The 25,001-nt window shown below is 46.1% G+C and carries 17 protein-coding genes and 1 tRNA gene; 11 read left to right on the top strand and 7 right to left on the bottom strand.

Annotated features, from left to right (window positions below):
• Nucleotides 1-416 precede the first annotated feature (416 nt).
• Nucleotides 417-3,716 (bottom strand): DNA-directed RNA polymerase subunit beta, encoded by a 3,300-nt coding sequence (rpoB, locus tag PSE7367_RS02245; protein ID WP_015163739.1) that lies wholly within the window; start codon nucleotides 3,714-3,716, stop codon nucleotides 417-419.
• 231 nt (nucleotides 3,717-3,947) lie between these two features.
• Between rpoB and bioF the strand changes: the two genes are divergently transcribed.
• Nucleotides 3,948-5,117 (top strand): 8-amino-7-oxononanoate synthase, encoded by a 1,170-nt coding sequence (gene bioF, locus PSE7367_RS02240; protein ID WP_015163738.1) that lies wholly within the window; start codon nucleotides 3,948-3,950, stop codon nucleotides 5,115-5,117.
• 86 nt (nucleotides 5,118-5,203) lie between these two features.
• Here bioF and PSE7367_RS02235 read toward each other — a convergent pair whose 3' ends face one another.
• Nucleotides 5,204-5,578, bottom strand: a complete 375-nt coding sequence (locus PSE7367_RS02235; RefSeq protein WP_015163737.1) for a response regulator transcription factor — start codon at nucleotides 5,576-5,578, stop codon at nucleotides 5,204-5,206.
• Nucleotides 5,579-6,256: 678 nt separating this feature from the next.
• On the opposite strand from PSE7367_RS02235, the gene PSE7367_RS02230 reads away from it, so the two are divergent.
• Both PSE7367_RS02230 and ileS read left to right on the top strand, forming a co-directional pair.
• On the top strand, nucleotides 6,257-7,318 hold the full coding sequence (locus tag PSE7367_RS02230; protein WP_015163736.1) for an ABC transporter ATP-binding protein: 1,062 nt from the start codon (nucleotides 6,257-6,259) through the stop codon (nucleotides 7,316-7,318).
• Nucleotides 7,319-7,541: 223 nt separating this feature from the next.
• The gene (gene ileS / locus PSE7367_RS02225) at nucleotides 7,542-10,424 is read left to right on the top strand and encodes an isoleucine--tRNA ligase (RefSeq protein WP_015163735.1); all 2,883 of its coding nucleotides are present in this window, start codon (nucleotides 7,542-7,544) and stop codon (nucleotides 10,422-10,424) included.
• A 348-nt stretch (nucleotides 10,425-10,772) separates the two neighbouring features.
• Here the strand turns inward: ileS and PSE7367_RS02220 are convergent, their stop codons facing one another.
• The gene (locus PSE7367_RS02220) at nucleotides 10,773-12,095 is read right to left on the bottom strand and encodes a 3-isopropylmalate dehydratase large subunit (RefSeq protein ID WP_015163734.1); all 1,323 of its coding nucleotides are present in this window, start codon (nucleotides 12,093-12,095) and stop codon (nucleotides 10,773-10,775) included.
• A 754-nt stretch (nucleotides 12,096-12,849) separates the two neighbouring features.
• Here PSE7367_RS02220 and PSE7367_RS02215 point away from each other — a divergent pair.
• A complete protein-coding gene (locus PSE7367_RS02215) occupies nucleotides 12,850-14,097 on the top strand; it encodes a response regulator (RefSeq protein WP_015163733.1) in 1,248 nt (415 codons plus the stop codon).
• Nucleotides 14,098-14,130: 33 nt separating this feature from the next.
• Here PSE7367_RS02215 and PSE7367_RS02210 read toward each other — a convergent pair whose 3' ends face one another.
• Nucleotides 14,131-14,424: a BolA family protein gene (locus PSE7367_RS02210; RefSeq protein WP_015163732.1), complete on the bottom strand. Its 294-nt coding sequence runs from the start codon at nucleotides 14,422-14,424 to the stop codon at nucleotides 14,131-14,133.
• Nucleotides 14,425-14,483: 59 nt separating this feature from the next.
• Between PSE7367_RS02210 and PSE7367_RS02205 the strand changes: the two genes are divergently transcribed.
• Both PSE7367_RS02205 and PSE7367_RS02200 read left to right on the top strand, forming a co-directional pair.
• Nucleotides 14,484-14,714 carry a hypothetical protein gene (locus PSE7367_RS02205; RefSeq protein ID WP_041698298.1) on the top strand — a complete coding sequence of 77 codons (231 nt, stop codon included), beginning with the start codon at nucleotides 14,484-14,486 and terminating at the stop codon, nucleotides 14,712-14,714.
• 150 nt (nucleotides 14,715-14,864) lie between these two features.
• Entirely contained in the window at nucleotides 14,865-15,521 is a 657-nt protein-coding gene (locus PSE7367_RS02200) for a cytochrome b N-terminal domain-containing protein (protein ID WP_015163731.1), read from the top strand.
• 252 nt (nucleotides 15,522-15,773) lie between these two features.
• Here the strand turns inward: PSE7367_RS02200 and PSE7367_RS02195 are convergent, their stop codons facing one another.
• Together PSE7367_RS02195 and PSE7367_RS02190 are read right to left on the bottom strand one after the other, a co-directional pair.
• The gene (locus PSE7367_RS02195; protein ID WP_015163730.1) at nucleotides 15,774-17,114 is read right to left on the bottom strand and encodes a hypothetical protein; all 1,341 of its coding nucleotides are present in this window, start codon (nucleotides 17,112-17,114) and stop codon (nucleotides 15,774-15,776) included.
• Nucleotides 17,115-17,544: 430 nt separating this feature from the next.
• Nucleotides 17,545-17,952, bottom strand: a complete 408-nt coding sequence (locus tag PSE7367_RS02190) for a DoxX family protein (RefSeq protein WP_015163729.1) — start codon at nucleotides 17,950-17,952, stop codon at nucleotides 17,545-17,547.
• A gap of 422 nt (nucleotides 17,953-18,374) precedes the next feature.
• Between PSE7367_RS02190 and PSE7367_RS02185 the strand changes: the two genes are divergently transcribed.
• Both PSE7367_RS02185 and PSE7367_RS02180 read left to right on the top strand, forming a co-directional pair.
• The gene (locus PSE7367_RS02185) at nucleotides 18,375-19,211 is read left to right on the top strand and encodes a prohibitin family protein (protein ID WP_413773408.1); all 837 of its coding nucleotides are present in this window, start codon (nucleotides 18,375-18,377) and stop codon (nucleotides 19,209-19,211) included.
• Nucleotides 19,212-19,339: 128 nt separating this feature from the next.
• Nucleotides 19,340-19,422: transfer RNA gene (locus PSE7367_RS02180), tRNA-Tyr, on the top strand.
• A 415-nt stretch (nucleotides 19,423-19,837) separates the two neighbouring features.
• Here the strand turns inward: PSE7367_RS02180 and PSE7367_RS02175 are convergent.
• The gene (locus tag PSE7367_RS02175; protein ID WP_015163727.1) at nucleotides 19,838-20,311 is read right to left on the bottom strand and encodes a peptidoglycan-binding domain-containing protein; all 474 of its coding nucleotides are present in this window, start codon (nucleotides 20,309-20,311) and stop codon (nucleotides 19,838-19,840) included.
• A gap of 363 nt (nucleotides 20,312-20,674) precedes the next feature.
• Here PSE7367_RS02175 and PSE7367_RS02170 point away from each other — a divergent pair, with 363 nt between their 5' ends.
• The 3 genes from PSE7367_RS02170 to PSE7367_RS02160 all read left to right on the top strand — a co-directional run bounded on the left by PSE7367_RS02170 (nucleotide 20,675) and on the right by PSE7367_RS02160 (nucleotide 24,901).
• Nucleotides 20,675-22,792, top strand: a complete 2,118-nt coding sequence (locus PSE7367_RS02170; RefSeq protein ID WP_015163726.1) for a 6-pyruvoyl-tetrahydropterin synthase-related protein — start codon at nucleotides 20,675-20,677, stop codon at nucleotides 22,790-22,792.
• On the top strand, nucleotides 22,726-23,673 hold the full coding sequence (locus PSE7367_RS02165; protein ID WP_051037836.1) for a dolichyl-phosphate beta-glucosyltransferase: 948 nt from the start codon (nucleotides 22,726-22,728) through the stop codon (nucleotides 23,671-23,673). The genes PSE7367_RS02170 and PSE7367_RS02165 overlap by 67 nt, the downstream gene beginning before the upstream one ends.
• A gap of 388 nt (nucleotides 23,674-24,061) precedes the next feature.
• Entirely contained in the window at nucleotides 24,062-24,901 is an 840-nt protein-coding gene (locus PSE7367_RS02160; RefSeq protein WP_015163724.1) for a hypothetical protein, read from the top strand.
• The last annotated feature ends 100 nt before the right edge of the window (nucleotides 24,902-25,001 follow it).

Raw genomic sequence — 25,001 nt, 5'->3', positions numbered from 1 at the left:
CAACTCTACTGATATTGCCCAACAGATAAACTCGATCTTTTGATTTACAGAATTTTTTATTTACAAGCCGATCGCCTTTAAGCCTTACTACCTACCTACAAATTCGATTTAAATTCAACTAAAACTAGTGAGATTAAATTAGAATGCCAACAATTCAATTAGAACTACTTTGTTTAATTAGATAATTAGAAAGACTTTGAGCAAGTAATCACTCCTGAAATCAATGGGATTGGCCAATTGATATAGATAGTTAGTATGATCATGCTAAAGATCACACATTCTATTTGCCTAAGAACCTATTGGTTAAGTCCTAAACAAGCCAAAACATTCAGGAGTGAATCACTGCTAACGGCTGGAATTAACTAGAGCTAACCAGATCAACGATAGCGATCGGCTGATCTTTTATCTAGCGCTGCTTAGGATTCCGTCTCTTCATCCTCGGAGCGATAAATTGATTCATAGGTGGGACGAGATGGAGTTCGACGACCATCCATATCCACCATTAGATCAACTTCGGTATCCTGGTTACTACCATCATCTCCGGATTCCAGCTTGTGTACCGACACATCCAAACAGAGTGACTGTAGCTCTCGCACCAGTACCTTGAACGATTCCGGTGTGCCTGGTCGTGGGATCGCATGACCTTTTACGATCGCATTGAGGGACTCGTTGCGTCCGGTCATATCATCCGACTTCACCGTGAGTAGCTCTTGCAGGGTATAGGCAGCACCAAAGGCTTCCAATGCCCATACTTCCATTTCACCGAACCGCTGACCACCCTGTTGGGCTTTACCACCCAGGGGCTGTTGTGTTACCAGTGAATATGGGCCAGTCGATCGGGCGTGAATCTTATCATCAACCAGGTGTACCAGTTTGAGCATATAGGCTTTGCCCACCGTAACTGGCTGGTCAAATTTCTCACCGGTACGACCATCATAGACAGTCAACTTGCCGGGGTTGTCGGGATTAAAGATCCACTCCTCGCCGATCGCCCTTTGGGCTTCTTTGAGCTGCTGATGTACAGAGTTGCGCGACATTTCTTCCCCATGTCTTTCATCAAAGGGAGTAATTTTATAGCGCACATCTTTGTTCTGGCCAGCCCAACCAAGCAAACATTCAAACACTTGGCCAACGTTCATCCGGGAAGGTACACCCAGAGGATTGAGCACAATATCAACCGCTGTGCCATCTTCTAGGTATGGCATGTCTTCCTTGGGCAAAATTCGGGAAATAATCCCCTTATTGCCGTGACGACCAGCCATTTTGTCGCCCACTTGGATTTTGCGCTTTTGAGCCACATAAACCCGTACTACCATGTTGGCACCAGGCGGCAACTCATCACCCTGCTCACGGGTAAACAAGCGCACATCAACGACGCGGCCTTTTTCACCATTGGGTACGCGCAGGGAGTTATCGCGCACATCCCTTGCTTTTTCACCAAAGATCGCCCTGAGTAGCTTTTCTTCCGGCGGCTGATCGGATTCACCCTTCGGCGTAACCTTACCAACCAGAATATCGCCAGCTTCTACCCAAGCACCGACGCGGATAATGCCCTGTTCATCTAATTGACGCAGTGAGTCTTCACCCACGTTAGGAATTTCGCGGGTAATTTCCTCTGGCCCCAGCTTGGTCTGTCTGGCCTCGATCTCATATTTTTCAATGTGAATCGAAGTATAGACATCATCGATTACCAGGCGCTCATTAATCAGGATTGCATCTTCGTAGTTGTAGCCTTCCCAGGGCATATAGGCCACCAGGATATTTTGACCCAGCGCCAATTCACCACCTTCAGTAGCAGAACCATCGGCCAGGATTTGACCCTTGACCACGCGATCGCCACGGGCAGCGATCGGTCGCTGATTGAGGCAGGTATCTTGATTAGAGCGTTGATATTTCTGCAAGTAGTAATTAATTACGCCACCATCATCGGATTTAACCCGAATCTCGTCGGCAGATGAGTAAATCACCTCACCATCGGAGCGCGAAACAATTACCATGCCGGAATCTCGTGCTGCCTGAGCTTCTAAACCAGTACCGACTAGAGGTCTTTCTGGGCGTAGCAATGGCACAGCTTGCCGCTGCATGTTCGATCCCATCAGGGCACGGTTAGCATCATCATGTTCCAGGAATGGAATTAATGATGTGGCCACCGAGATGATCTGCACTGGTGAAACCGCAACGTAATCAAGGTCATTGGGCTCGGCGGTGCCAAATTCCTGACGATATCGCACTGGCACAAAGTCAGCCGTGATCCAGCCCTCTTCATTCATGGGCACATCGCCAGGGGCAACCCGGAACTCATCCTCTTCGTCCGCCGTCATATAAATAGGCGTGAGGTCATAGCGAATTAAGCCATCTTCAACTGGCAGATAGGGCGCTTCAATAAAGCCATATTGATTAACCCTGGCATGGGTAGCCAGTGAACCAATCAGACCAGCGTTAGGGCCTTCAGGCGTTTCGATCGGGCAGATTCGGCCATTGTGACTGGGGTGAATATCGCGCACTGCAAAGCCAGCCCGTTCACGGGTTAAGCCGCCAGGGCCAAGGGCACTCAGCCGTCGTTTATGGGTCAACTCCGCCAGGGGATTAGTTTGATCCATAAACTGGGATAGCTGACTGGAACCAAAGAATTCTTTGATCGCCGCTACCAATGGCTTGGGGTTCACCAATGATGCTGGTGTGAGCACATCAGCTTCGGAAACAGTCATCCGCTCCCGAATAATCCGCTCCAGGCGATTCAGGCCAACCCTAACCTGGTTTTGCAATAGTTCACCAACCGATCGCACCCGGCGATTACCCAGGTGGTCAATGTCATCGGTTTGGCCAACGTCATATTCTAAATTAATCAAATAGTTGATCGCCGACAAAATATCTTCCGGCGTTAGCACCCTGGTGGTTTCGGCCACATTCAAACGCAGCTTGCGGTTGATTTTATAACGACCAACCCGACCCAGGTCATAGCGCTTGGGATCAAAAAAGCGGGATTCTAATAATTGCTGCCCACCAGCAACCGTAGGCGGTTCACCGGGGCGGAGCTTGCGGTATAGTTCCAGCAGGGCATCTTCTTCGTTATATTGCCCTTCTTTTTCGATCGTTTTTTGGAAATATTCCGGATGGCGCAGCGAGTCAAAGATATCGGCATCGGATAGCCCCAGTGCTTTGAGTAAAATCTGCGCTGACAGTTTGCGGGTCTTGTCGATCCGCACCCAAACCAGGTCATTCTTATCGGTTTCAAATTTCAGCCATGCCCCCCGGTTGGGGATCAAGCTGGCATTATAGGTACGACGGCTGTTCTTATCGGTTTCAGATTTGTAGTAGACACCAGGACTACGCACAATCTGATTAACGATTACCCGCTCGGCACCATTAATAATGAATGTACCGCGATCGGTCATGAGGGGCAGATCGCCGATAAAGACTTCTTGTTCTTTAATTTCACCCGTTTCTTTGTTGATCAAGCGGGTAGGCACGTACATCTGCACCGAATAGGTAGCATCACGACGCTTGGCTTCATCAACTGCGTATTTGGGCTTTTTTAACTTATAATCTTTACCAACAAAGTGAAGCTCAATTTTTCCGGTGTAATCGGTAATCGGTGAAAAGCTAGCAAGTTCTTCAATTAATCCTTCTTCGAGAAACCAGCGGAAGCTCTCCCGCTGAATTTCTACTAGATCTGGTAGAGCAATAGCAGGAGTTATCTGTGTAGGCTTATTCATGCACTGAATTACTGCAGTTCTTCAAGTGAGAGCGTTTTTCATCGCCCAATGATGTTGTGGCATAAGGTTAAGATTATCTCTCAGACTACTAGTATATGTCAATATCAAATTTTTAAATAAATTATTATTTGACTTAAGTTATTTATTATTTGACCGCTGGGCGATCGAATGCTTGTTTAACTATCGCGCCATCGCGGTATCAAGATCAGAAATAAGATCAGAAATTAAGTAATGGCTGAAGCATACGCCTGGATAGAACAGTCGCTCAATACGATCCGACGAGCTAACTGGTATCGATCGCCCCAACTAATTGCCAGTAAGGCTGGGGCGGAGGTGATCATTAACGATCGCTCAGTGTTAATGTTTGCCAGTAATAATTATCTGGGCCTAGCAGGAGATCAACGCTTAATCGATGCGGCGATCGCAGCTTGTCAAGCCTATGGTACTGGCGCAACTGGTTCCCGATTAGTTTCAGGGCATTTACCACTGCATCAGGAGCTAGAACAAACGATCGCCAACCTGAAGCAAACTGAGGCAGCCTTAGTTTTTAGCTCTGGCTACCTGGCAAATATTGGCACAATCGCGGCGCTGGTGGGGAAGCGGGATTTAATTCTGGGGGATGTCTATAACCATTCCTGCTTGAAAAATGGTGCGATCCTGAGCGGAGCAACGGTGCTGGATTATGGGCATAGCGATCTTGCCGATTTGGGTAATAAACTAGCTCAGCAGCGATCGCAATTCCGGCGTTGTTTAATCACCACCGATAGCGTGTTTAGCATGGATGGCGATCTTGCACCCCTGACTGAGATCATGGCTCTGGCCGAAAAATATGATTGCATGGTGTTGGTGGATGAAGCCCATGCCACCGGAGTGTTTGGCGATCGGGGGGCTGGTTTGGTTAATGCCCTGGGGATCAAACAACCACTGATTCAGGTTGGCACGCTCAGCAAAGCCCTGGGCAGCTTGGGTGGCTATGTGGCAGGTTCGGCGCAGTTAATCGATTTCTTGCGCAATCGAGCAGCTAGCTGGATTTATACTACCGGGCTATCACCTGCGGATACGGCAGCCGCGATCGCAGCGATCAAGATTATTAATACTGAACCAGAACGGCGGCATCAACTCTGGCAAAACTTAGAATTATTAAAAAAACAATTAGCCCAAGCCAATATCATTGCGATCGCCACAGAATCACCGATCGTAGCGATCGAGGTGGGAGATATTGCCACCACCCTAGCCATCGCAGCGCAACTTAAAGAAAAAGGACTTTTTGCACCGGCGATCCGTCCGCCAACCGTACCTACACCAAGGATTAGATTGACGCTGATCGCAACCCATACCGAGGCTCAAATCAACCATTTAGCTGGTTGCCTAAAACAAGCTGTAGAGAAGACCAAGCCCTAATTAGAGCAATAGTAGTCTAAACAAATATCGATCCTATTTAATCGTATTTATTTTGTTGATTTTTATTGATCACATCGATCGCGCTTCTAACTAGCAACCCCACTGAGGAGCTTGCGCACAGTCATGATTAACTCCGCCGGAGAATAGGGCTTAATCAAATAGGCATCAGCACCCTGCTTTAGCCCCCAGTATTTATCAAAATCCTGATCCTTTGTGCTACACATGATTGTGGGCACATCTTTGGTGCTTTCGTTGGTCTTAATCCAGCGACAAAACTCATAGCCATTCATATTGGGCATCACAATATCGGTGATCACAATATCTGGGATCAAGCTCTGCACCCTTTCAATCCCCTCTTTTCCGTCCCTTGCTTCAATGGTGGTATAGCCTTGCAACTTTAATTGCTCAGCCGCCATTTGTCGCGCCGTGGGACTATCATCCACAATCAGGACTATAGCCATATCCTATGCACCCTAACTTAACCGTATACCTGTATGAATACTATGAATACTTATATGAATCTCAACAGCCCAAAGATGTTCCTAACTATAGCAATTGCTGCGTCTCAGTATAGCTAGGAAGGTACTTTTTGCTAAACCTTATTTACAATTTATCTATTTATAACCTAGCAATTCACTACACAGAGTAATTGTAGATTTAACCAAATAGATTACTGAATTACTCAAAATTCAAATAACTTAAGAATTTAAACAACTTCACACTTGAAGCTAGTTTAACCAGTCATATATTTTTGCCATATCTGCAAGTTAGCGCATTCAGGGTCATAACTGATCAGCTAAAAGACTAAATATTACTGATTAGCTGGCGATCGGCACTAATTCAGAGCCAATCCAAGAGCTTTTTGGTGATCGAGCTTAAACATCCCGAACGCATAAGATTAAAATGAATCTGACCCATTGGCCACTAAAGACTAATCGATCTACTTGCACTCCAGTATCTATCATACCCTAATAGCCTAGCCAGGTTACTCTGTCCCTAGTAGCAGAGCTAGCTTGGTTTAATCGGCGCTAAACTTAGTTTTGGGTTGTCGATTAATTAATTAATTAATTAGTTAATTAACTTGAGTTCGGGGGATCTTTTAGTAGCCAAACTAGCCAAATAAGAGGACAAGAAATTACATGTCCAGTATTGTTGTTGAGAACCTGCGTAAGGTTTACCCAGTCTCGATCAAAGAACCTGGTCTAAAAGGGACTTTAAATCACTTTTTTAACCGTAAATATCGCCATGTGGCAGCGGTTAAGGATGTGTCGTTTGCGATCGAACCGGGCGAAGTAGTGGGCTTCCTGGGGCCAAATGGGGCTGGCAAAACTACTACCCTGAAAATGCTGACCGGGTTAATTCATCCCTCTGGTGGCAATTTGAGCGTTAGCGGCCACTACCCCTTTAGCCGCGAAGCTACGTTTCTGCAAAAAATCACCCTAGTGATGGGGCAAAAACAACAGTTGCTGTGGGACTTACCCGCAATGGATTCGTTGCGGATTAATGCCGCTGTATATGATATCCCCAGGCAGGTGTTTCGGCAGCGGTTGGCGGAGTTGACCGAAATGCTGTCACTGCAAGACAAACTCAAACAACCAGTGCGTAAGCTATCGCTGGGCGAACGGATGAAAGCTGAGTTGCTGGCCGCCCTGCTCCATCAACCACAGGTGTTATTTTTGGACGAACCAACCTTGGGCTTAGACGTAAATGCCCAGGTGGCGGTGCGTAATTTTCTGCGCGACTATAACCAAAAGTACGGCGCGACAATTTTGCTAACCAGTCACTACATGGCAGATATTACCGCCCTGTGCGATCGCGTGTTGCTAATTCATCAGGGTAGCTTGTTCTATGATGGCAGTCTGGATGGCTTGCTAGAAAAATTCACCCCTTGCCGCGAGATTCGGGTGGAGTTGGCAGCACCGTTTAGCAGCGAACAAAAGGAGGCGATCGCCACCCACAAACCCTTTGGCGAGTTGGTGGAAATTGAGGGGCTAACGGCCAGATTTTTGGTACAGCGAGAAACCCTGACTAATACAGTCTCGAAAATATTGGCGGAGCTGGAGCTAGTCGATCTGACTGTGAGCGATCCACCGATCGAGGAGGTGATCGGGCAGGTTTTTACCTCTCAGCCCTCTCAATCTAATGACCCTAGTGATAATGATACTGAGTCAGAATCCACAGCATCTAGTGCAGTTAAATAGAATTGAATTAAATTGAATCAAATTAATAAACAAGAGCATTAGTTATGATTAGTTTTATTGATCTTTATTGATCCGTTTGAGCTAGATTAATCGTTACTAATCTGCAATTTCCACTCAACTAACCTGCTCAAATAAACTACGCAGACAATTTAGTAAGCAAATAGGTAGACTAGACTACTGTATGGAGAGCATACAGACCCAATCACGCAGCTAGCACAACACCATGACCTCAACCAAGGAAACCAGGGAAAACCCAGACTACAAAGACACCGTTAACCTGCCGCATACGGATTTTTCGATGCGCGCCAATGCCAAGCAAAAGGAGCCAGAGATCCAAAAATTCTGGCAAGAAGCGGGTATTTATGAAGATCTAGCTGCCAACAATCCCGGTGAAAAGTTTATTTTGCACGATGGCCCCCCCTACGCCAACGGCAATCTACATATGGGTCATGCCCTGAATAAAATCCTCAAAGACATCATCAATCGCTACCAGATCCTACGTGGCCGCAAGGTGCGCTATGTGCTGGGTTGGGATTGTCATGGTTTGCCGATCGAACTGAAGGTATTGCAAAAGCTCAAATCCTCGGAGCGCAAAGAATTAACCGCGATCAGTTTGCGACACAAAGCGCGGGATTATGCCCTCCAGACGATCGCCGATCAGGCCGAGGGCTTCAAACGCTGGGGCGTGTGGGGTGACTATGACCATGCCTATTACACCCTCAAGCCAGAATATGAAGCGGCGCAGATCAATGTGTTTGGTCAGATGGTGCTAAAGGGCTATATCTATCGGGGTCTCAAGCCGGTTTACTGGTCACCGAGTTCGCAGACTGCCCTGGCGGAAGCAGAATTAGAATATCCAGAAGGCCACACCTCCCGCAGTATCTATGTGGCGTTTCCGGTTACAGAAATTGGCGACAAGCTCAAGGCTGCGTTAGGCAAAAATCTAGACGCAGTTCCTGCCGATCGCCTCTATGCCATGATCTGGACGACCACGCCCTGGACGATCCCTGGCAATCTGGCCGTTTCTGCCAATCCCCGGTTGAAATATAGCTTAGTTAAGGCTACGGGCTTGGATGATACCGATCAAGGCGATCGCTACTATGTGGTGGCCACTGAATTGGTTGAGCAACTAGCCAAGCTGCTGGAGCAAGAACTAACTGAGATCGCTACGATGTCCGGTGAAGCCCTGGAGCACACGGTATGTAAACATCCCATTTTCGATCGCGCCAGTCCGATCCTGTTGGGTGAGCATGTGACGGCTGAATCTGGTACTGGCCTGGTACATACCGCCCCTGGTCATGGCCGCGATGACTATAATGTTGGTCAAAAATATGGATTGGGTTTGCTTTCTCCAGTTAATGATTATGGCGTGTTTACCGAGGAAGCGGGACAGTTTGCTGGATTGAAGGTGCTCAAAGAAGGTAACCAGGCGGTGATCGATGCCCTGAGCGAAACCGGGCTATTGCTCAAAGAGGAAGCCTACCAGCATAAATATCCCTACGATTGGCGTACCAAGAAACCAACGATCGTGCGTGCCACTGAACAATGGTTTGCTTCGGTGGATGGATTCAGGGATGCTGCCCTGGCGGCGATCAGGTCGGTGAATTGGATTCCAGCGATCGGCGAAAATCGGATCACCTCAATGGTGCAAGAGCGATCGGATTGGTGTATTTCCCGCCAGCGTAATTGGGGCGTGCCAATCCCGGTATTCTATGACAAAGAAACCGGCGAGCATTTGCTTAACGAAGAAACGATCGCCCATGTGCAGGAAATCATCCGCCAAAAAGGTTCAGATGCCTGGTGGGAGCTATCCGAGGCGGAGTTATTGCCAGCCAAATATCAAGATGTTGCCCATAAATATCGCAAGGGCACCGACACGATGGATGTGTGGTTCGATTCTGGCTCATCCTGGGCAGCGGTGATTAAGCAGCGCGAAGGCTTGAACTATCCTGCTGATATGTATCTGGAAGGCTCCGATCAACATCGTGGTTGGTTCCAGTCGTCTTTGCTCACCAGTGTGGCGGTTAATAACCATGCCCCCTATAAAACCGTTTTGACCCACGGATTTACGGTGGACGAAAAGGGGCGCAAGATGTCTAAGTCTTTGGGCAACGGCGTTGATCCGATGGTGGTAGTGGATGGTGGCAACAACCTCAAGCAAGAACCGGCCTATGGGGCTGATGTGCTGCGATTGTGGGCTTCCAGCGTTGACTATAGCTCCGATGTGCCCTTTGGTAAAACGATCCTGTCGCAGATTTTTGATGTCTCGCGCAAGATCCGCAATACGGCGCGATTTTTACTGAGCAATCTCTATGATTTTGATCCAGCCAAAAATGCGATCGCCTATGACCAGCTAACTGAGCTGGATAAATATCTGCTACATCGGCTTTATGAGGTAGGTACGGAAATTACTAAGGCTTTTGATAGCTATCAGTTTTTCCGCTTTTTCCAATTGATGCAAAACTTCTGTGCCGTCGATCTGTCTAATTTTTATCTAGATATTGCCAAGGATCGGCTCTATATCAGTGCTGCCGACTCACCCCGCCGCCGCAGTTGCCAAACCGTGATGGCGATCGCCCTGAACCTGATCGTCAAAGCGATCGCGCCCGTGCTGTGCCACACCGCCGAGGATATCTGGCAACATTTGCCCTATCCAGTTGAGCAAAAATCGGTATTCCAGGCTGGTTGGTTTGAACTAAATTCAACCTGGCAACAACCGGAACTGGCGGAAAAATGGCAAAGCCTGCGGCAAGTGCGCAATGAGGTGAACAAGGTCTTAGAGCAAGCCCGCACCGACAAGGCGATCGGTTCGTCTTTGGATGCTAAGGTCTTGCTGGTTGTGGCTGAGCCTGATTTAGCTACTCAGCTTGAATCCCTGGGGGCTGACCTGCGCTATTTGTTTATTACTTCGCAAGCGGAACTGGTGGCGGCAATTCCCGCCGATGCTAAATATACGCTGGAGACTGAAACCCTGAAGATCGCAGTGGTCAGTGCTGATGGTGAGAAATGTCCTCGCTGCTGGAACTATGCGGTAACCGTGGGTGAATCAAGCGAACATCCTGCCCTGTGCGATCGATGTGTGGGTGCTTTAGCTGGCAAGTTTTAGTTTGTAGTCAGGCTTAAGCTTGAACAATAAAGAGGTTTACCCAGGTGTGTTTTATACCTGCACTTCAGGCATAGTCATTGCGATCGCTGCTCAACCAAGCCCAACCCAAGCCAAATAAAAAAAGAGAGGGCAGCATAACCGCTCTCTCTAATTAAGCCTGATCTGGCTCGCTTATTAATGACCAGAAATTTCCAACCAACCTGAATTGACTACTTTTTGCAACTTCTAACTCATTGTCACTGCGATGGCTTAGAAAATATTGCCGCTATAGCGATCGCTTTTTAGCAAACTGACATTAATCTAGCCTAAGCAGAGATATTCATCAGTTGAGTAATCTGTAGGTTATATCTAGCCAATAAACTCACGGGGATCGGTGATGTGGCCAGTTAGTGCCGAAGCTGCCGCCGTGTAGGGTGAAGCCAGGTAAATTTGGGCTTGTTTGTTACCCATCCGGCCAGGGAAGTTGCGATTGGTAGTAGAAACGCATACTTCTGGTTCATTCAAGCGGCCAAAGGTATCCTGAGGGCCACCCAAGCAGGCTGCACAGGATGGCGCAGCAGGTTCAATACATCCGGATTGCAAGAAGATTTCCGACAGGGTGGTGCCATCGACCTTAGTGCTAAACAGGTCATTGTAGACCTTCTGGGTGGCGGGTACTAGATAGGTGGGAACCTTCACCTGATTACCTTTTAGCAACTTAGCCGCATTGACAAAATCCGTGGTTTTGCCACCAGTACAAGAACCAATATAAACCCGATCGACCTTGACATCACTGCATTCGCGGACGGTAGCACGATTGTCAGGGGAATGGGGCTTGGCCACAACTGGTTCCAGCTTGGATACATCAAAGGTTTGTTGATAGTAGTAGCTAGCATCATCGTCAGCGTAAAGTGCCTCAAACGGGACATCAGTGCGAGATTGCACATAATCAAAAGTGGTTTGGTCGGGGGCGATCACGGCGTTCTTACCACCCGCTTCGATCGCCATATTACACAGGGTCATCCGCTCTTCCATCGTCATCCGCGCGATCGTTTCCCCTTCAATTTGCAGCGATCGATAATTAGCGCCACCTACGCCAATTTCACCAATTACATGCAAAATTAAATCCTTGGCTAACAAGTGAGGCGGCATTTCACCTTCAAAGGTAAATCGCATCGTGGCTGGCACTTTGAGCAGCAACTTACCCGTACCCATCACAAACGCCGCATCGGTGTTACCAATTCCAGTGGCAAACTGACCAAATGCACCAGCATTGCAGGTATGAGAATCAGTACCAAACAAAACTTCGCCGGGGCGAGTGTGACCTTCTTGAGCCAGGGCAATGTGACAAACGCCCTTGTAGTCAGGGTTGGCTTTAAAATCAGACAAATCAGTAATGTCGTAGAAATACTTGATCCCCTGTTCCTTGGCAAATTCGCGCAGAATATCAATATTGCGATTGGCGCGGGCATCCTTGGTAAAAATGTAGTGATCGGGGATTAATACAATCCGATCGGGGTCCCAAACCTTGGCATCAGCGCCAAACTCCCGCTTGAATACACCGATCGTGCCAGGGCCACAGACATCATGGGTCATCAGCAGGCTAGCATTTACCCACAGGTTCTCACCTGGGGCAATATTTTTGGTTTCTGCCGCTCGTGCCAATATTTTTTCGGTTAGAGTCATTCCCATAGTTATGATGTCCTTAACTTACAAACTTAGTTCAAACTTAGTTTTTGGTTTATTTTTTCAAGTTAAATAAACTTGGCCGCTTCAAGCCCTGATCATACTGGATTAATTATGCAAATTAATCATCCAATCTAATTAATCATCTTAATCATCCAGGTGTGGGGTTGAGCTGGTCTGATTACGTTAGTAACTTTTGATTAGTAACTTTTGATTGGAGCAGTTGTTCTTATTGCCATTAGACGATCTTGAATTTTATGACCGCTGGCATAGTCAATCATTTAAGATCGCATAAGATCGCAAAATTGGTTTAATACTGAATAGTTTAGCTGAAATGTTTTATGATTGTATCTTTGATGTAGCTGATCCTACTGCCTGGTTGTAAGAACGTAATTAATATTGCCGAAGCAACCACGGGCGGCAAGGGCTCATAATTGGACATAATCATAATTAGGCATTACAACGCTTTAATAATCTAATTAATAAGCTTAATAATTTATCAATAATTTAAGGATTGCATATTCTTTTTGAAGCTACCAGCCAGAGGTAAATACGGCTTTGCCTATTGGTGAGATAGTTGAGCAATAAGAGCTACCGCTAACTGCGATTGATCATGAGTGGGGATTTTAAGATTCCGAGCTTACTATTCTTGAAAGTGTGCACTGCTTACTAGTCTAAGCTTTGCTTATTGTACGGTTAGATCGAGTCCAAATAACTCTCTGAACGTTATAGTTGATTATATGGAAGTGGGTGTTTCGTAATGCCTTTCTCTGACCAAGCACGTATAAGTCAAGACCAAGACCCTACAACCTCAATCAACTCGATCGTAGGAAATACTTCCGGTGGGGTTGTGCCTGAGGGCAAGCATATTACCGATGTTTCGCTTGATAGCTTGCTGGTGATGATTAACCTGCTTTCTAGCCAGGATGGCACCATGCAGGTATCTACGTCTCATTTTGCTTGGAATCTTCTGCTCCATAAAAATAGTATTGCCCTGATTGAAGAACAAGACGGTAAGTTTATTCTGGCTTTGATCCGTAAACTAAAAAACCACCGGGTCAAGGCATCAATCAAGCAGATAGAGCAATACCAGAGCAACAGCCGCCACATTTGCCATTTGCTTAACCAAATTCTGGAATATGACCCAGAAGCAACCCAGCAGGTTTTGAAAGAAATCTTGTTTGAGAGCCTGTTGGCGATCAACCTGGAGAGCAGTTTTTCCTTTGTTTGGCATCCTAATCCCCATCCACCTGAGATCGCCTTTCCGATCTGGCAACTCCCCAACCTGGAAAAGGCCGCCAAGCAAGCAGCCGAAAAATGGCGCAAGTTTACCTATGTCAGGCATCCCTATCAGACTGTGCAGCTCCTTGATAGTGATGATACGCTGGCGCATGTGCCCCTGTTTGCAAACGTGACGATGGGTAGGCATCGGATTAGTGCGATCGCCGATAAATTCAAACAATCGATTTTTCGGACTGCCCTTTCCCTGGAAAAACTAGCCGAAAAGCGAACCGTGGCGATTATCCCGCTGCCATCGCGCGAGTTGACCTCAGAGCAAAAAGAGGCAGCTGCTCCTAGCTCGCAATCTCAAAACAGTCATAGCTCAATTCCTAAAATATTTTTAGTAGATGACTCGGTGGTTTTGCTCAAGCAATTACAGGAACTACTGGAAGACTGGGGCTATCAGGTTGGCACTGCCACTGATGCAGTTGCTTCGATCGAAAAGATGCTGACCTACCAGCCGCAATTGATTTTCCTGGATATTAATATGCCAGAGGTGAATGGGTTCGAGTTGATCAAAAAAATTAGGCGGCAAAGCGGTCTATCCACAATTCCGTTGGTGATGGTGACGGCGGAAAATAGTATGGCCAACAATTTTCGGGCGAAATGGGCTCATTGCCGCTTTTTGGCTAAGCCCAAATCACCGGAAGAGACGCAGGAATTTAGGGAACAATTGCGCCAGATCCTGCGCGAAGTCGCACCTTTGCCCCAGGATAATTTAATTTAATTAGCGATCGCATCTTGGGCCTAATTCAAGTTACTAATTGGCCTGAAGTTGCTGAAACTGCTCTGGTGTGTAGGTTTTGATCGATAGGGCATGGATCTCTGATTGCATGAGATCGCTCAGGGCAGCATAGACCAGGCGATGTTGTTGCATCATTGTTTTGTTTGCAAATTGGGGTGAAACCACGATCGCATCATAATGTCCACTCCCCGCCGGAGCCTCTCTGCGCCCAGCATGGCCAGCATGTTTGTGGGTTTGATCGACTATTTCCACCACTTCGGCAGCTAGTTGGTCTTGCAGGATTGTTGTGATTTTGGCGATCGCATTCATAAATTTCTCAAGCTTTCTTTAAATCAGGATTTTGTCAGCGGCAAACTGCATGGCTATATGTGTCATTGCAATACAAAACGATCGCTAAGGCTGCAAAAGTGGAGAGAGAGGCGATCGTCAGCAACAGCAGATTAAGTGTTGCCAGGATCTGTCAAACTCAGCTTGCCATAGTAATCCTAATTGATTTTGCCAGATTATGGCTGGATCTTACGTTCCCACTTGAGCCACCAATCGCCCGATCGAAAGCCCGATCGCACTGTTTTAAATCAAGCGATCGCTTATTTGCATAATTTAGCCTCACCGCAATTTGTTATGATTGTTAACATAAGTTAACTTTAAGCAATGTATTAAGTAGTAATTCTCGATCGCGGCCATTCTTTAACTTCTCTGCATTAGATATTTAGATATCGAGTTAAATCCACATAACGAGGATAAAAGCAGTGCAAAAAATTAACCTCACGCCGATTCTTAGTCGTTTGACCACTCTGTTAGCCGTCGCCACTCTCACGATCGTAGCGATCGCGGCCGGCACAGGCATTCTCCTGGCTCTCTACTACGAACCCACTGCGGGCGGAGCCTATAACTCAATCAGAAATATTGTCACCCACATCCCCAATGGTAGTTTGATTTTTAGCTTGCACGGCATCGCAGGCAATAGCTTAGTGGTGGTGGCGTTGCTGCAAATCGTGCTGATGTTTTTGAGCCGCGATCAGAGCAGCAATTGGTTTACTGGCTGGGTGAGTGGGATTTTCTTAACCCTGAGTGCGATCGCCCTGGGTTGGACAGCAATGGTAATCGATTGGAGCCAGGTTGGTTACTGGCGGTTCAAACTGGAATTAGGAACCCTGGCTGCAGTACCATTAATTGGCGATCGGATTGTTGATTTTATCACTGGTGGCGGTGCTATTAATACAATCACAGTGCAGCGACTCTATGTTTTCCATAGCTACATTCTGGCGATCGCAGCAGTGATCCTGGCGATCGTGCATTTGGGATCATTGCTCTGGCATGAGCGGAGTCAAAGTCTTACTGATGATAGTGCCGATGTTGAAGAACCAACTAATGGCGATCCATTAGATACGCTAACGGCTTGCTAATCGAGCGAGGGAAAGCATCTTAACTATTGAAGTTAGGGCTATGGATCGATTTATATGAATCGCAGATAGCAGATCTATTTCATCAACCATAGTTAGTTTTGGTATAGCTGAACAATCTATCTACTGCGGATCGGATTTTTTATCAGCAGAGTCCCTTGAGGACGATACGAAGCAAAAGCAAAAAGAGCCAGATTGAATCGATCTAGCTCCTTATTTTAATTTAAATCCCAGATCATGCCTGGGCGTTAATGATTAATTGCAAGTACCAGCTTTAGCATCAAAAATTGTGGCCCAGGTTTTAAAGCATTTGTTGCCCCTGAAGTTGGCCGGAATAGTGGTGGAGTAAATGTCACTTTTGATTGTGGCTGTACCAGTGATACTTACTGTGATTGGGATATCGGCAATATTTTCGGGGATGTCAACATGCCTGGAAAATCCCAAGGGTAGATCGCCGGAGCTTTTGACTACGGGGAGTGTCACAATCACCCCATTGCCAAAGTCTTTATACTCGTGATAAATCACCGTCATCTTGGCCACATAGCCGGATTGATTGTTGAAGGTGATGCTCTTGGGACCAGGATCGCCATCGGTGATAAAATTGGCCGCACCCCTGACGATCGGATCTTCAAGAAAAGCATTCCGCGATCGGCTTAACGGGACAGTTTGTGAAGTTTTCACAGTCCAGAGTGTACCGGAAACATCCAGATATTTCTCTGTACCTGGCGAACCAAGGTAAGCGATCTCCTCAATATCCGGTAGGGCTAATCCAGTGGCCGAAACAGCAGCGCTAGTAGCTACACCGACAACGGCTGCTGCTGCTGGGCAACCTGTACCAGCGGTAGCTACACAGGCAAACGCACCAGCGGCACCGGTTACGATCCCAGTGACGGCTCCAGCAGCAATGACGATTCCTTCATTGGCAATATCATGGCCAACAATGCGGACAACTGCAACCCGATTTTTGACATTAGTGCAGGAGCTGTATCCCAGTGTAATGTTTTCGCTGGAATGGGGATCTTCGGTCATCTCATAATTAGAGAAGTCCTTTGTATTTCCGCCTGTATAGATAATTGTGGCCGGATCGAACCAGTCAACCGTTAGGACATATAGCCCATTGTTATAAACACACTGTTTACCTGGCAATGGTTCTGTACTTACAGGTTGATTCGCATCATTTTGGGGCAAGGTGGGTGTTCTAGTTGCTGCATTTCTTGGCGTGCTCGACTGCGAAATACTGCTGGTTGCAGATGAAGAAAGGATGTCATAGAGCTTGTTGGAACCATTTAAAATAATCTCTTTTTTAAACAGGTCAAGCTGTACCCTGGCACCATCGCTTTTTACTAGATAGACAGACCATTCATCGCGGTTGGTTTCTTGAAAAGTAAATTGTCCATCGCGGTTTTTTTCGAGCCAGGAGCCATCGGGTTGTTGCTGAAACATTCCTCCCTGCCCATAGCGTACTTCTTTTACATTGAATCCGTTTACGGTCTGCGCAGCAACAGGCATGGTTTTGATCCCAGCCAGATTTCCGATCGGCGTTGCCATGAGACCATACAGGCAAAGAGCCGAGGCAAAAATAGATAGATTTTTCATGGTGGTTAAAACTCTAAGTTAGGAAGAATTATGTGAGCAAGTGATTACAGATAGCCAGCCTGTAAGTTAACTCTAGGTATTCAAGTATTCAAGTATTCAAGTATTCACTGAAAATCCAGCTCCCTAATTATGCTGATCCAGTATTCAAGAACTTAAATCAGCATGTTTTAGTATGCTTCCATATCGGCAGATAAATAGACAAGTGCCAAAAAACTTAATGTTGGTAAGTGACTGACTGACCTACCCTAACCATAAATTCTGTCTGACGTAGAGATCATAAAAAAGAGTCGATCGGAGTCTAGCGCTAATCCAAGTTAAATATAGAAGTGAAAACGATCGCCTAGTCTCAGACCAACCTAGACCAACCTGTCCATCTTGCTAAGGCGCAATTCCCCCCTGAAAGAAGCAATCGGTATTAAAGCAATTGGGTTTACTCAGCTTCAGATAATCCAGTCTTTGCCTGCGGCTCCAAGCTAAGCGGCCCTGAGCCATAGGCGATCACCATCAGCGCCCCACCCATTAGCCCCAAATTCTTTAAAAAAGCGATCTTTTGGGATGGGTCAGCAATGAAGTTATGAAACACGATCGTGGCGGGGATCAGGAACAAAATTAATAACAAAGCACCCCACTTTGCCTTATAGCCCAAAATCAGTGAGATACTACCCAACAGTTGAAACGCGATCGTACCTGCTGCCATTACAAACGCCAGTGGTAAACCCTTACCAGCGATCGTATCCACCAGGCCAGGGAAGTCGGTGATTTTACCGATCGCCGATTGCAAAAAAATTAGGGCGATAAAAGTGCGAGCAACCAGAGGGATATATTTTTGCGTATTCATGGTGAGGAGAACCTAGATTAGTTATTCAAAAATATGAGGTATTCAAAAATATAAAGTTATACATAGTTTTATACATAGTTATAGTTATGGTAACTGGGTAGCGCCCAATACTATGGTTAGATTCGACAATTGTGTTAGCTTACTTGAGTTGTCTGAGCCGATCGATTTTTACCAGCTAGGTAGCTGCAGACTATTCAAGTATTTGGCTTTGGGATTAAATCGCTAGGATGCCTACAAGGCTAATGCGATCGCAATCTTTGCCTATCTTATGTTGAAATCTGGCAGGGCAGCGATGCTCAAAAAATTGGCTACCATGGGTTGGTAGGATCTAAGTCTTAGCAAATATCTAAATCTAAGCTCTTAAACTACCCTAAAATACATTAAAGGAGAAAAGTGCCTTGAGAAAGAGTCAAACCGAAAGCTTGCAAGCAGTGATCGCCGCAATTTTGCTAACTGTAGCAGCTCTGGTCAGTCTCAATTCGTTTGTGATTATTAATCCCGGTGAAGCTGGGGTTTTGAGTATATTGGGTAAAGCCCAGGATGGTGCGCTGATTGAGGGAATTCACCTCAAACCGCCATTCATCTCGCAGGTAGATTTATATGACCTGAAGGTGCAGAAATTTGAAGTGCCAGCCCAAAGTTCCACCAAAGATTTGCAGGATCTGTCTGCCAGTTTTGCGATCAACTTTAGGATCGATCCACTCGAAGTAGTGGTAATTAGGAGAACTCAGGGTAGTTTGCAAAATATTGTGGCCAAAATTATTGCCCCCCAAACCCAAGAATCATTTAAAATTGCTGCCGCTCGCCGCACGATCGAAGAGGCGATTACGCAGCGCAATGAATTAAAAAATGACTTTGATGAAGCCCTTAGTAGCCGCTTGAATAAGTATGGCCTGGTGATTCTGGATACCAGTATTGTCGATCTGGCTTTCTCACCGGAATTTGCTAAGGCGGTGGAAGAAAAGCAAATTGCCGAGCAACGCGCCCGCCGAGCCGTGTTTGTAGCTCAAGAAGCCTCCCAACAAGCCCAGGCAGATATCAATCGCGCCAAAGGTAAAGCCGAGGCACAACGACTATTGGCAGAAACCCTTAAAGCTCAGGGTGGCCAGTTAGTATTACAAAAAGAAGCGATCGAAGCCTGGCGCAATGGTGGCGCGAGAATGCCAAATGTGCTGGTGCTCAATGGTGACACTTCGGGCGCTGGTGGTGCAATTCCATTTCTATTTAACTTGAAGGATTTAGAGGAAATGGCAAAATAGCATCAAGTTAGGGTTATGCATCAGAGCAGAATCGCTAACTACTAGCAAATTATGCAAACATGCGATCGTTTTTGATTGATCTACCTGGTTGAGAATGGCGATCGCATGCTATGATATATCGGCATTGAGGGTCGATGCCCGAGTGGTTAATGGGGGTGGACTGTAAATCCACTGGTTTATACCTACGCTGGTTCAAATCCAGCTCGGCCCATTTTTTAAATTATTCCTGCAATAATCTATTGTTTCTATAAGTCCCCAAATGATTTGATAGGGGGCTTTTGTTTTTTAGATTGCCTCTTATAAAATCTAAAATCAATTGAAATTGAATATTTTGAGTCTCGATCGCCTTCATCTCAATGGTAGTGGATGCGATCATCTCTGGTGATCAAGACCTTTTAATCAAAACACGGGTGAATCTGGATCTTATCTTGCTGCGTTACTTGTACTTGTATAGGTAAGTTCATCGAGCAGATTTAGGATCAGCCTATAGATAAAAAATATTCAGTTGAGATATATTGCTTATATATTTATATTCACATTCAGCCAGCTTACCCATAGCCGTAACTTGGTTGAACTTGTTTGCTCTCAGTGGCTAGTTACTTGAAGCTATTCAATGCAATTAATCTCTAATGAGGCAGCTTACTGAGCGATCGCCAGGTATGAAAGCCCACAGTGCCATCAATCACCAATCCACAGCGCTTTTGAAACTCACGCACTGCAATATCAGTAAACAAATCAAATTCCCCATTCACATCAGCCCAGAAATAATCATTTGCCTTGAGCGCCTGTTGCAATAGCACCACCAAATGCCCCACACTACCCAACTTCAAAACTGGCATATCCACTGGGCAACCAGCGTACAAGGCCTGCCAAGTGAAGGGATCGACAATGCCGTCATCAGTCAAAAATACTTTGCGTTGAAAAGTCTCTACGGCTTGTTTGGTAGCTTGCGCAAATTCCCCATCGATCTTCCCCCGATATGTGCCCCAATAGCTTAAAAGTCTTTGTAGCTCGACTACTTGCTTGCCACTTGTGCCAGTCTGTAGCTCTGGCTTGCAACATTTTGGCTTAATGCTCGGTTGGCTAATTAGTGTTTGCATAGTGCTTACCGTCTGTTCATGTCTATGATCTTGAATTTCCCATTGCTATGGTAGCGAGAGTAAACGATCGCCCACTTCCTCTGCTCGGTATCATCCGATCGGATGATTTGGGACTCAATGACATAGACCTTGGCCATGATTAAATCTGGCTTTGAGGGTAATTAGTAGTTGGTTATGGGGAATAAATAGGATGGCGCGATCGAGTTGCTAGCTCTTAACGATCGTCTAAATAGAAATAATTCAAAAACAATCGGCGAAAAAACAGCCAACGTCAAATATGGCGATTTAATTGCCTGGAATTGGGTTTAATTTGGGCGTAAGATTTAGAAGCATTGGGCTTACGAAACAGATATATCAGAGCATATGGCAAACTCATCTAAACAGCGGAGAGCACGCAAAATAGCACCGGAAAGCTTATCTAGTGATGAATCTCAACCAGTTATAAACAAAGCTACCTGGTTGCCAAATTGGCCAAGTTGGCGATCGCTCTTTGGCGCAACCACAACTCCTGTGGCTGTAATTTTGGCGATCGCATTAATAGCCTCAGTGCCAATGTTTTTGCATAGCTACCCGATCACCCACTCTACCCATTTCAACTTGAGCTGGGCCTTTCAATATCAGCGCCAATTTTTTAGTGGGCAGTTCTATCCCCGCTGGCTGGAGTTTTCTAATTTTGGGTTTGGCAATGCCACCTTTGCTTTTTATCCGCCGATTTGTATGGCGGCAACGTTGCCATTTCGTGCCCTGGGTCTGAGTTTATCTGGTTCATTGATTGCCAGCATGGTGTTGGCGATCTTTACCCTGGGCATGGGCATGTATTTGTATGGGCGGTTGTATTTTCCTAAGTGGATTGCAGTTTGTGTAGCGGGGCTAGGGGCGATCGCGCCTTATTTCCTGGCTGATATTTATATGCGTGGTGCCCTGGGTGAAGTTTGGGCAATTGTGTTTATCCCCTGGATTCTGTGGGCTACGCAGCGAGTGATCGATCGCCCTAAGCCGCTGCGAGTGGTAACGCTAGCGATCGCCTATGGCATGTTGGTCTTGTCCCATTTGCCCACTTTGCTCATTTTTACAATGGTGTGGTGGCCGTTCCCACTGCTAGTAAAAAACCGTAGACTGGGCAAGGGCTTTAAGCACTACTTAACCACAATTAAAGCCTGCTATTTAGGGTTTGGTCTGGCGATCGCCTGGACTAGCTTTTTTCTTGTGCCCGTGATCATGGGGCAAAAGCAGATTCAATTGCAAATGCTCACCTTCATCCATGAATATCAAGCCCAGTATCGGTTGATGTTGGATGGTGTTTTAACTTTGCAACCCCATTTTACCGAGCATTGGTTTGACTCGAAGCTAATTCCGATGTGGCTGGTGGTGCTGGTAACCCTGGGATTGGGCTATGTTTATTGGTTTAATCATCGTTTCAAGCATTTAGCCTTAGACCGTCAAGATCGGCAAGATCGTCAATCGGAAGACACGACTGGACTATTGCAAACCTTCGATCGGCCTGCCGACCGCGATCGACTTATCAAGCTGAAGCAGGCGGTGCTGGTGTGGTTGATCATGGGTACGATCGCCATGCTGATGACCACTGATGCACTGGGTTGGATTTATCAACTGGTGCCTACATTAAATCGGATTCAGTTTACCTTCCGCTGGTTCAGCATTCCTTCGATCGTATATCCGTTGTTGTGGGGCTATTTGTTGTTTCGGGTGCAGCGCTGGTTCAATGCGATTAGTGTGCAGATTCAAATCCCAGAGACGATCGAACCACTCAAAAAAGCAGCGATCGCTGGAGTCTTAATTTCCCTGATTGGGTTTGTGTGGTTGAGTTGGGATATTGTCAGCAACACCCAGGCCAGAGCTAATGATATTCAGCAATTTGAACAATTGGCGGCGCAAAAGCAATTCCCCAACGAACCGCCTTCCTTTGAGACTGAGGGTAAAAAGTTTATTTACTGGCATTGGATTTTTCCCGATGGCTTGGCGCTAGTTGACGTACCGGAATATCGAGCCCAGGGGGTTAATTTTCCCATGCCTCCCGATCGGGATTATGACCTGTTGGAATGGGCGGATGGCAGTAGCAATGGCCTGGACGTGAAGCGCTGGGATTTTGGGATCAGAGAATTTGTGGTTAATTTGGCCGCAGATGCGAACTCAGAACCTGGCTTAGATCCAGAGCTAGAGCGCGATTTTGATCCTGATTTGCCAGGTCAACGCCTGTTGTTACGTAATTTTTACTTTCCTGGCTGGCGAGTAGAAATTGATGGTAAGTATGTTCCGGCCAGATTGGGCGATCGCGGTAGGTTAGCGATCAACATGCCCGTAGGTAAGCATCGGGTGGTGGTGCGTTATCTTGGCACGCTCAGCAATTGGCTTGGTTATTTGATTAGTTTTGGCAGCGGTATAGGTATTTTGTTATGGTTAAAGCCCTGGCGCAAACAGGTTTGGTGCGACGCTCCCCCCGAAAGCAACGCCATCCCTTAGCAGCCTCAGCCCTTGAACAGGCGGCTAAATCGGTTGCGGTGCGATCGCCCCAGCCCCCTGAGGTAGCGACTGTAAATAAATTAGCCAGACCGTTTTTATCGGTAGTCATTCCTGCCTTTAATGAAGCGGAACGCATCCCCCAAACCCTGGCGATGTTTTTGCAATACTTGCATAGCTTGGATTATGCCTGGGAAATAATTGTGGTTGATGATGGCAGTAGCGATCGCACGGTGGATGTGGTGGAGGCGATCGCGGCCGCACAGTTGATCAAGGATCATATGAATGATCATCCAATCGATACGGCCAATGATGTGACTGAGCAAGATGCAGGAACCGGAGCAACGGCTAAAGCGATCGGCCAAATTAAATTAATCAAGTTACCTACCAATCAAGGCAAGGGCAGCGCCGTCAGGACAGGCGTTTTGGCCTCAAGAGGGGAGCAGGTTTTGTTTTCTGATGCGGATGGTTCGACTCCTTTGCCGGAATTGTTTAAATTGCAAGCCCAGTTGGCAAGTGGCTATGAAATTGCGATCGGCACCAGGCGCGATCAAACCCTGGTGAGTAAACGCCAACCTTTCTATCGTACGATTTTGGGCGAAGGTTTCAACTGGCTGGCCAGGCTCACGATCGGTGCTCAAATCCAAGACACCCAATGTGGGTTTAAGTTAATTAAGGGCGATCTTTGTCGATCGTTGTTTGCCCAAATGCAAATTCCTGGGTTTGGGTTTGATGTGGAGTTGCTCTATCTGGCACATCGGGCTGGCTCTACGATCGCTCAGGTACCGGTGGTCTGGCGCAATGATACGCGTAGTAAGGTGAATGTGTTCCGCGATCCGCTGTTGATGTTTGTTGATCTGGTGCGGATTCGCTTGATGCATTAGTGGCAAGTTAATAGAACCCACATTCCGCGCTTATAAAACGAAATTGATCAATTAAATATTGACGCTATATGTAGTACCCCAAACAATCTAAAACTCTATATATGGCATTTGGACAAATTATTATGAGCCAGTATATATGCTTATCAGTCTTAAGTCAGTTCTCTTGTTTTCTTGTGAAATTGACCAAGCTACGTGGTAATAAGGGCTTTGGGATTGCATCATCAATTTAATTATTAATTTTCCAAAGTAAACCGCGGAATGTCGGATAGAATATGCGTTGTGGCGATCGGCTGTAGTTGGTCTTTGGCGATCGATGAATTAGAAATAGTAATGCGGCTCAGTTTAAACCTATAATTTGGGCAAGTTTTATGGTGGTGGCCGATATTCTATGAATTTACTGAATTTGCAATCTATACACTGGCATCTGTTCGATCTGGTGGCTCTTGTTGCTCAGGCTCAACCTACGCCCAGCCCTAGCCCTACGCCAACCCCAATTCCGACTCCTTCTCCTAGCGTAGATGTGGATATTCTGCTAAAGCAGATCGAGTTTCTGCAGGATGCAAATGAGAAAATTGCTAACAATTTTGACTCTTTAAGTAATAATTTCAACTATTTCCTTGTCTTTGTTGGGGTTTTGGGAGCGATCGCGGTCTTTATTTACGGCAAAACTCTTACGGAAGCTGAAGAAAAAATCACCGAATCGTTGAAGCGAGAGATTGTAAGTATAGTCGATCGGGAAATGAATTACATTATTAAGCGAGAAGTAAATAATCAGATTTCAAGGGAAATTCGACAGCGGTTAGAGTTTGTTGAAAGAGCAGTAGCCAAAGAAGTGGTAATAGAGGAATTACAAATTATATATTTGCTTATTGGTCAATCCATAGCAGATGTTAAGAAACTTCCAGAATACAGGATTCTAAGCAAAAGAAGATTCAGAATCACGCCGGAAATTGCCATTAGACAAGATGATAGATATGAGAACTGCGCTGTATTGTTGGATATTGTAAATGCACCTCAGTCTGAGCCTGAGCTAAAGCAATCCCTGAATCAGATCGCAAACCAACTTAGCAAGAAAGCTATGATTGTTGTCTATATTCCTTCGAAATCAGATGTACTAACAGCGTTTTTACATAGCAAAAAAGTTGATTATGTTCATATAGCTAATAACAAAATATCACTTATGGTAGCAATGGTTGATTCAGCCTATGTTATGAGCGCAATTGATTAAGTTCGATCATTACTACAAACTTTTTAGATCAGATAAATAGCTGAGTAAATATCTTTTAATTTAGACAAATAAACATAATCTTCTTGTAAAGTTTTTGCAA

Origin of the sequence: Pseudanabaena sp. PCC 7367, from assembly GCF_000317065.1 — a bacterium.
GTDB classification, from domain to species: domain Bacteria; phylum Cyanobacteriota; class Cyanobacteriia; order Pseudanabaenales; family Pseudanabaenaceae; genus Thalassoporum; species Thalassoporum mexicanum.
The sequence above is the reverse complement of the archived record's forward strand: the minus strand, read 5'-3'. Positions and strand labels throughout refer to the sequence as shown.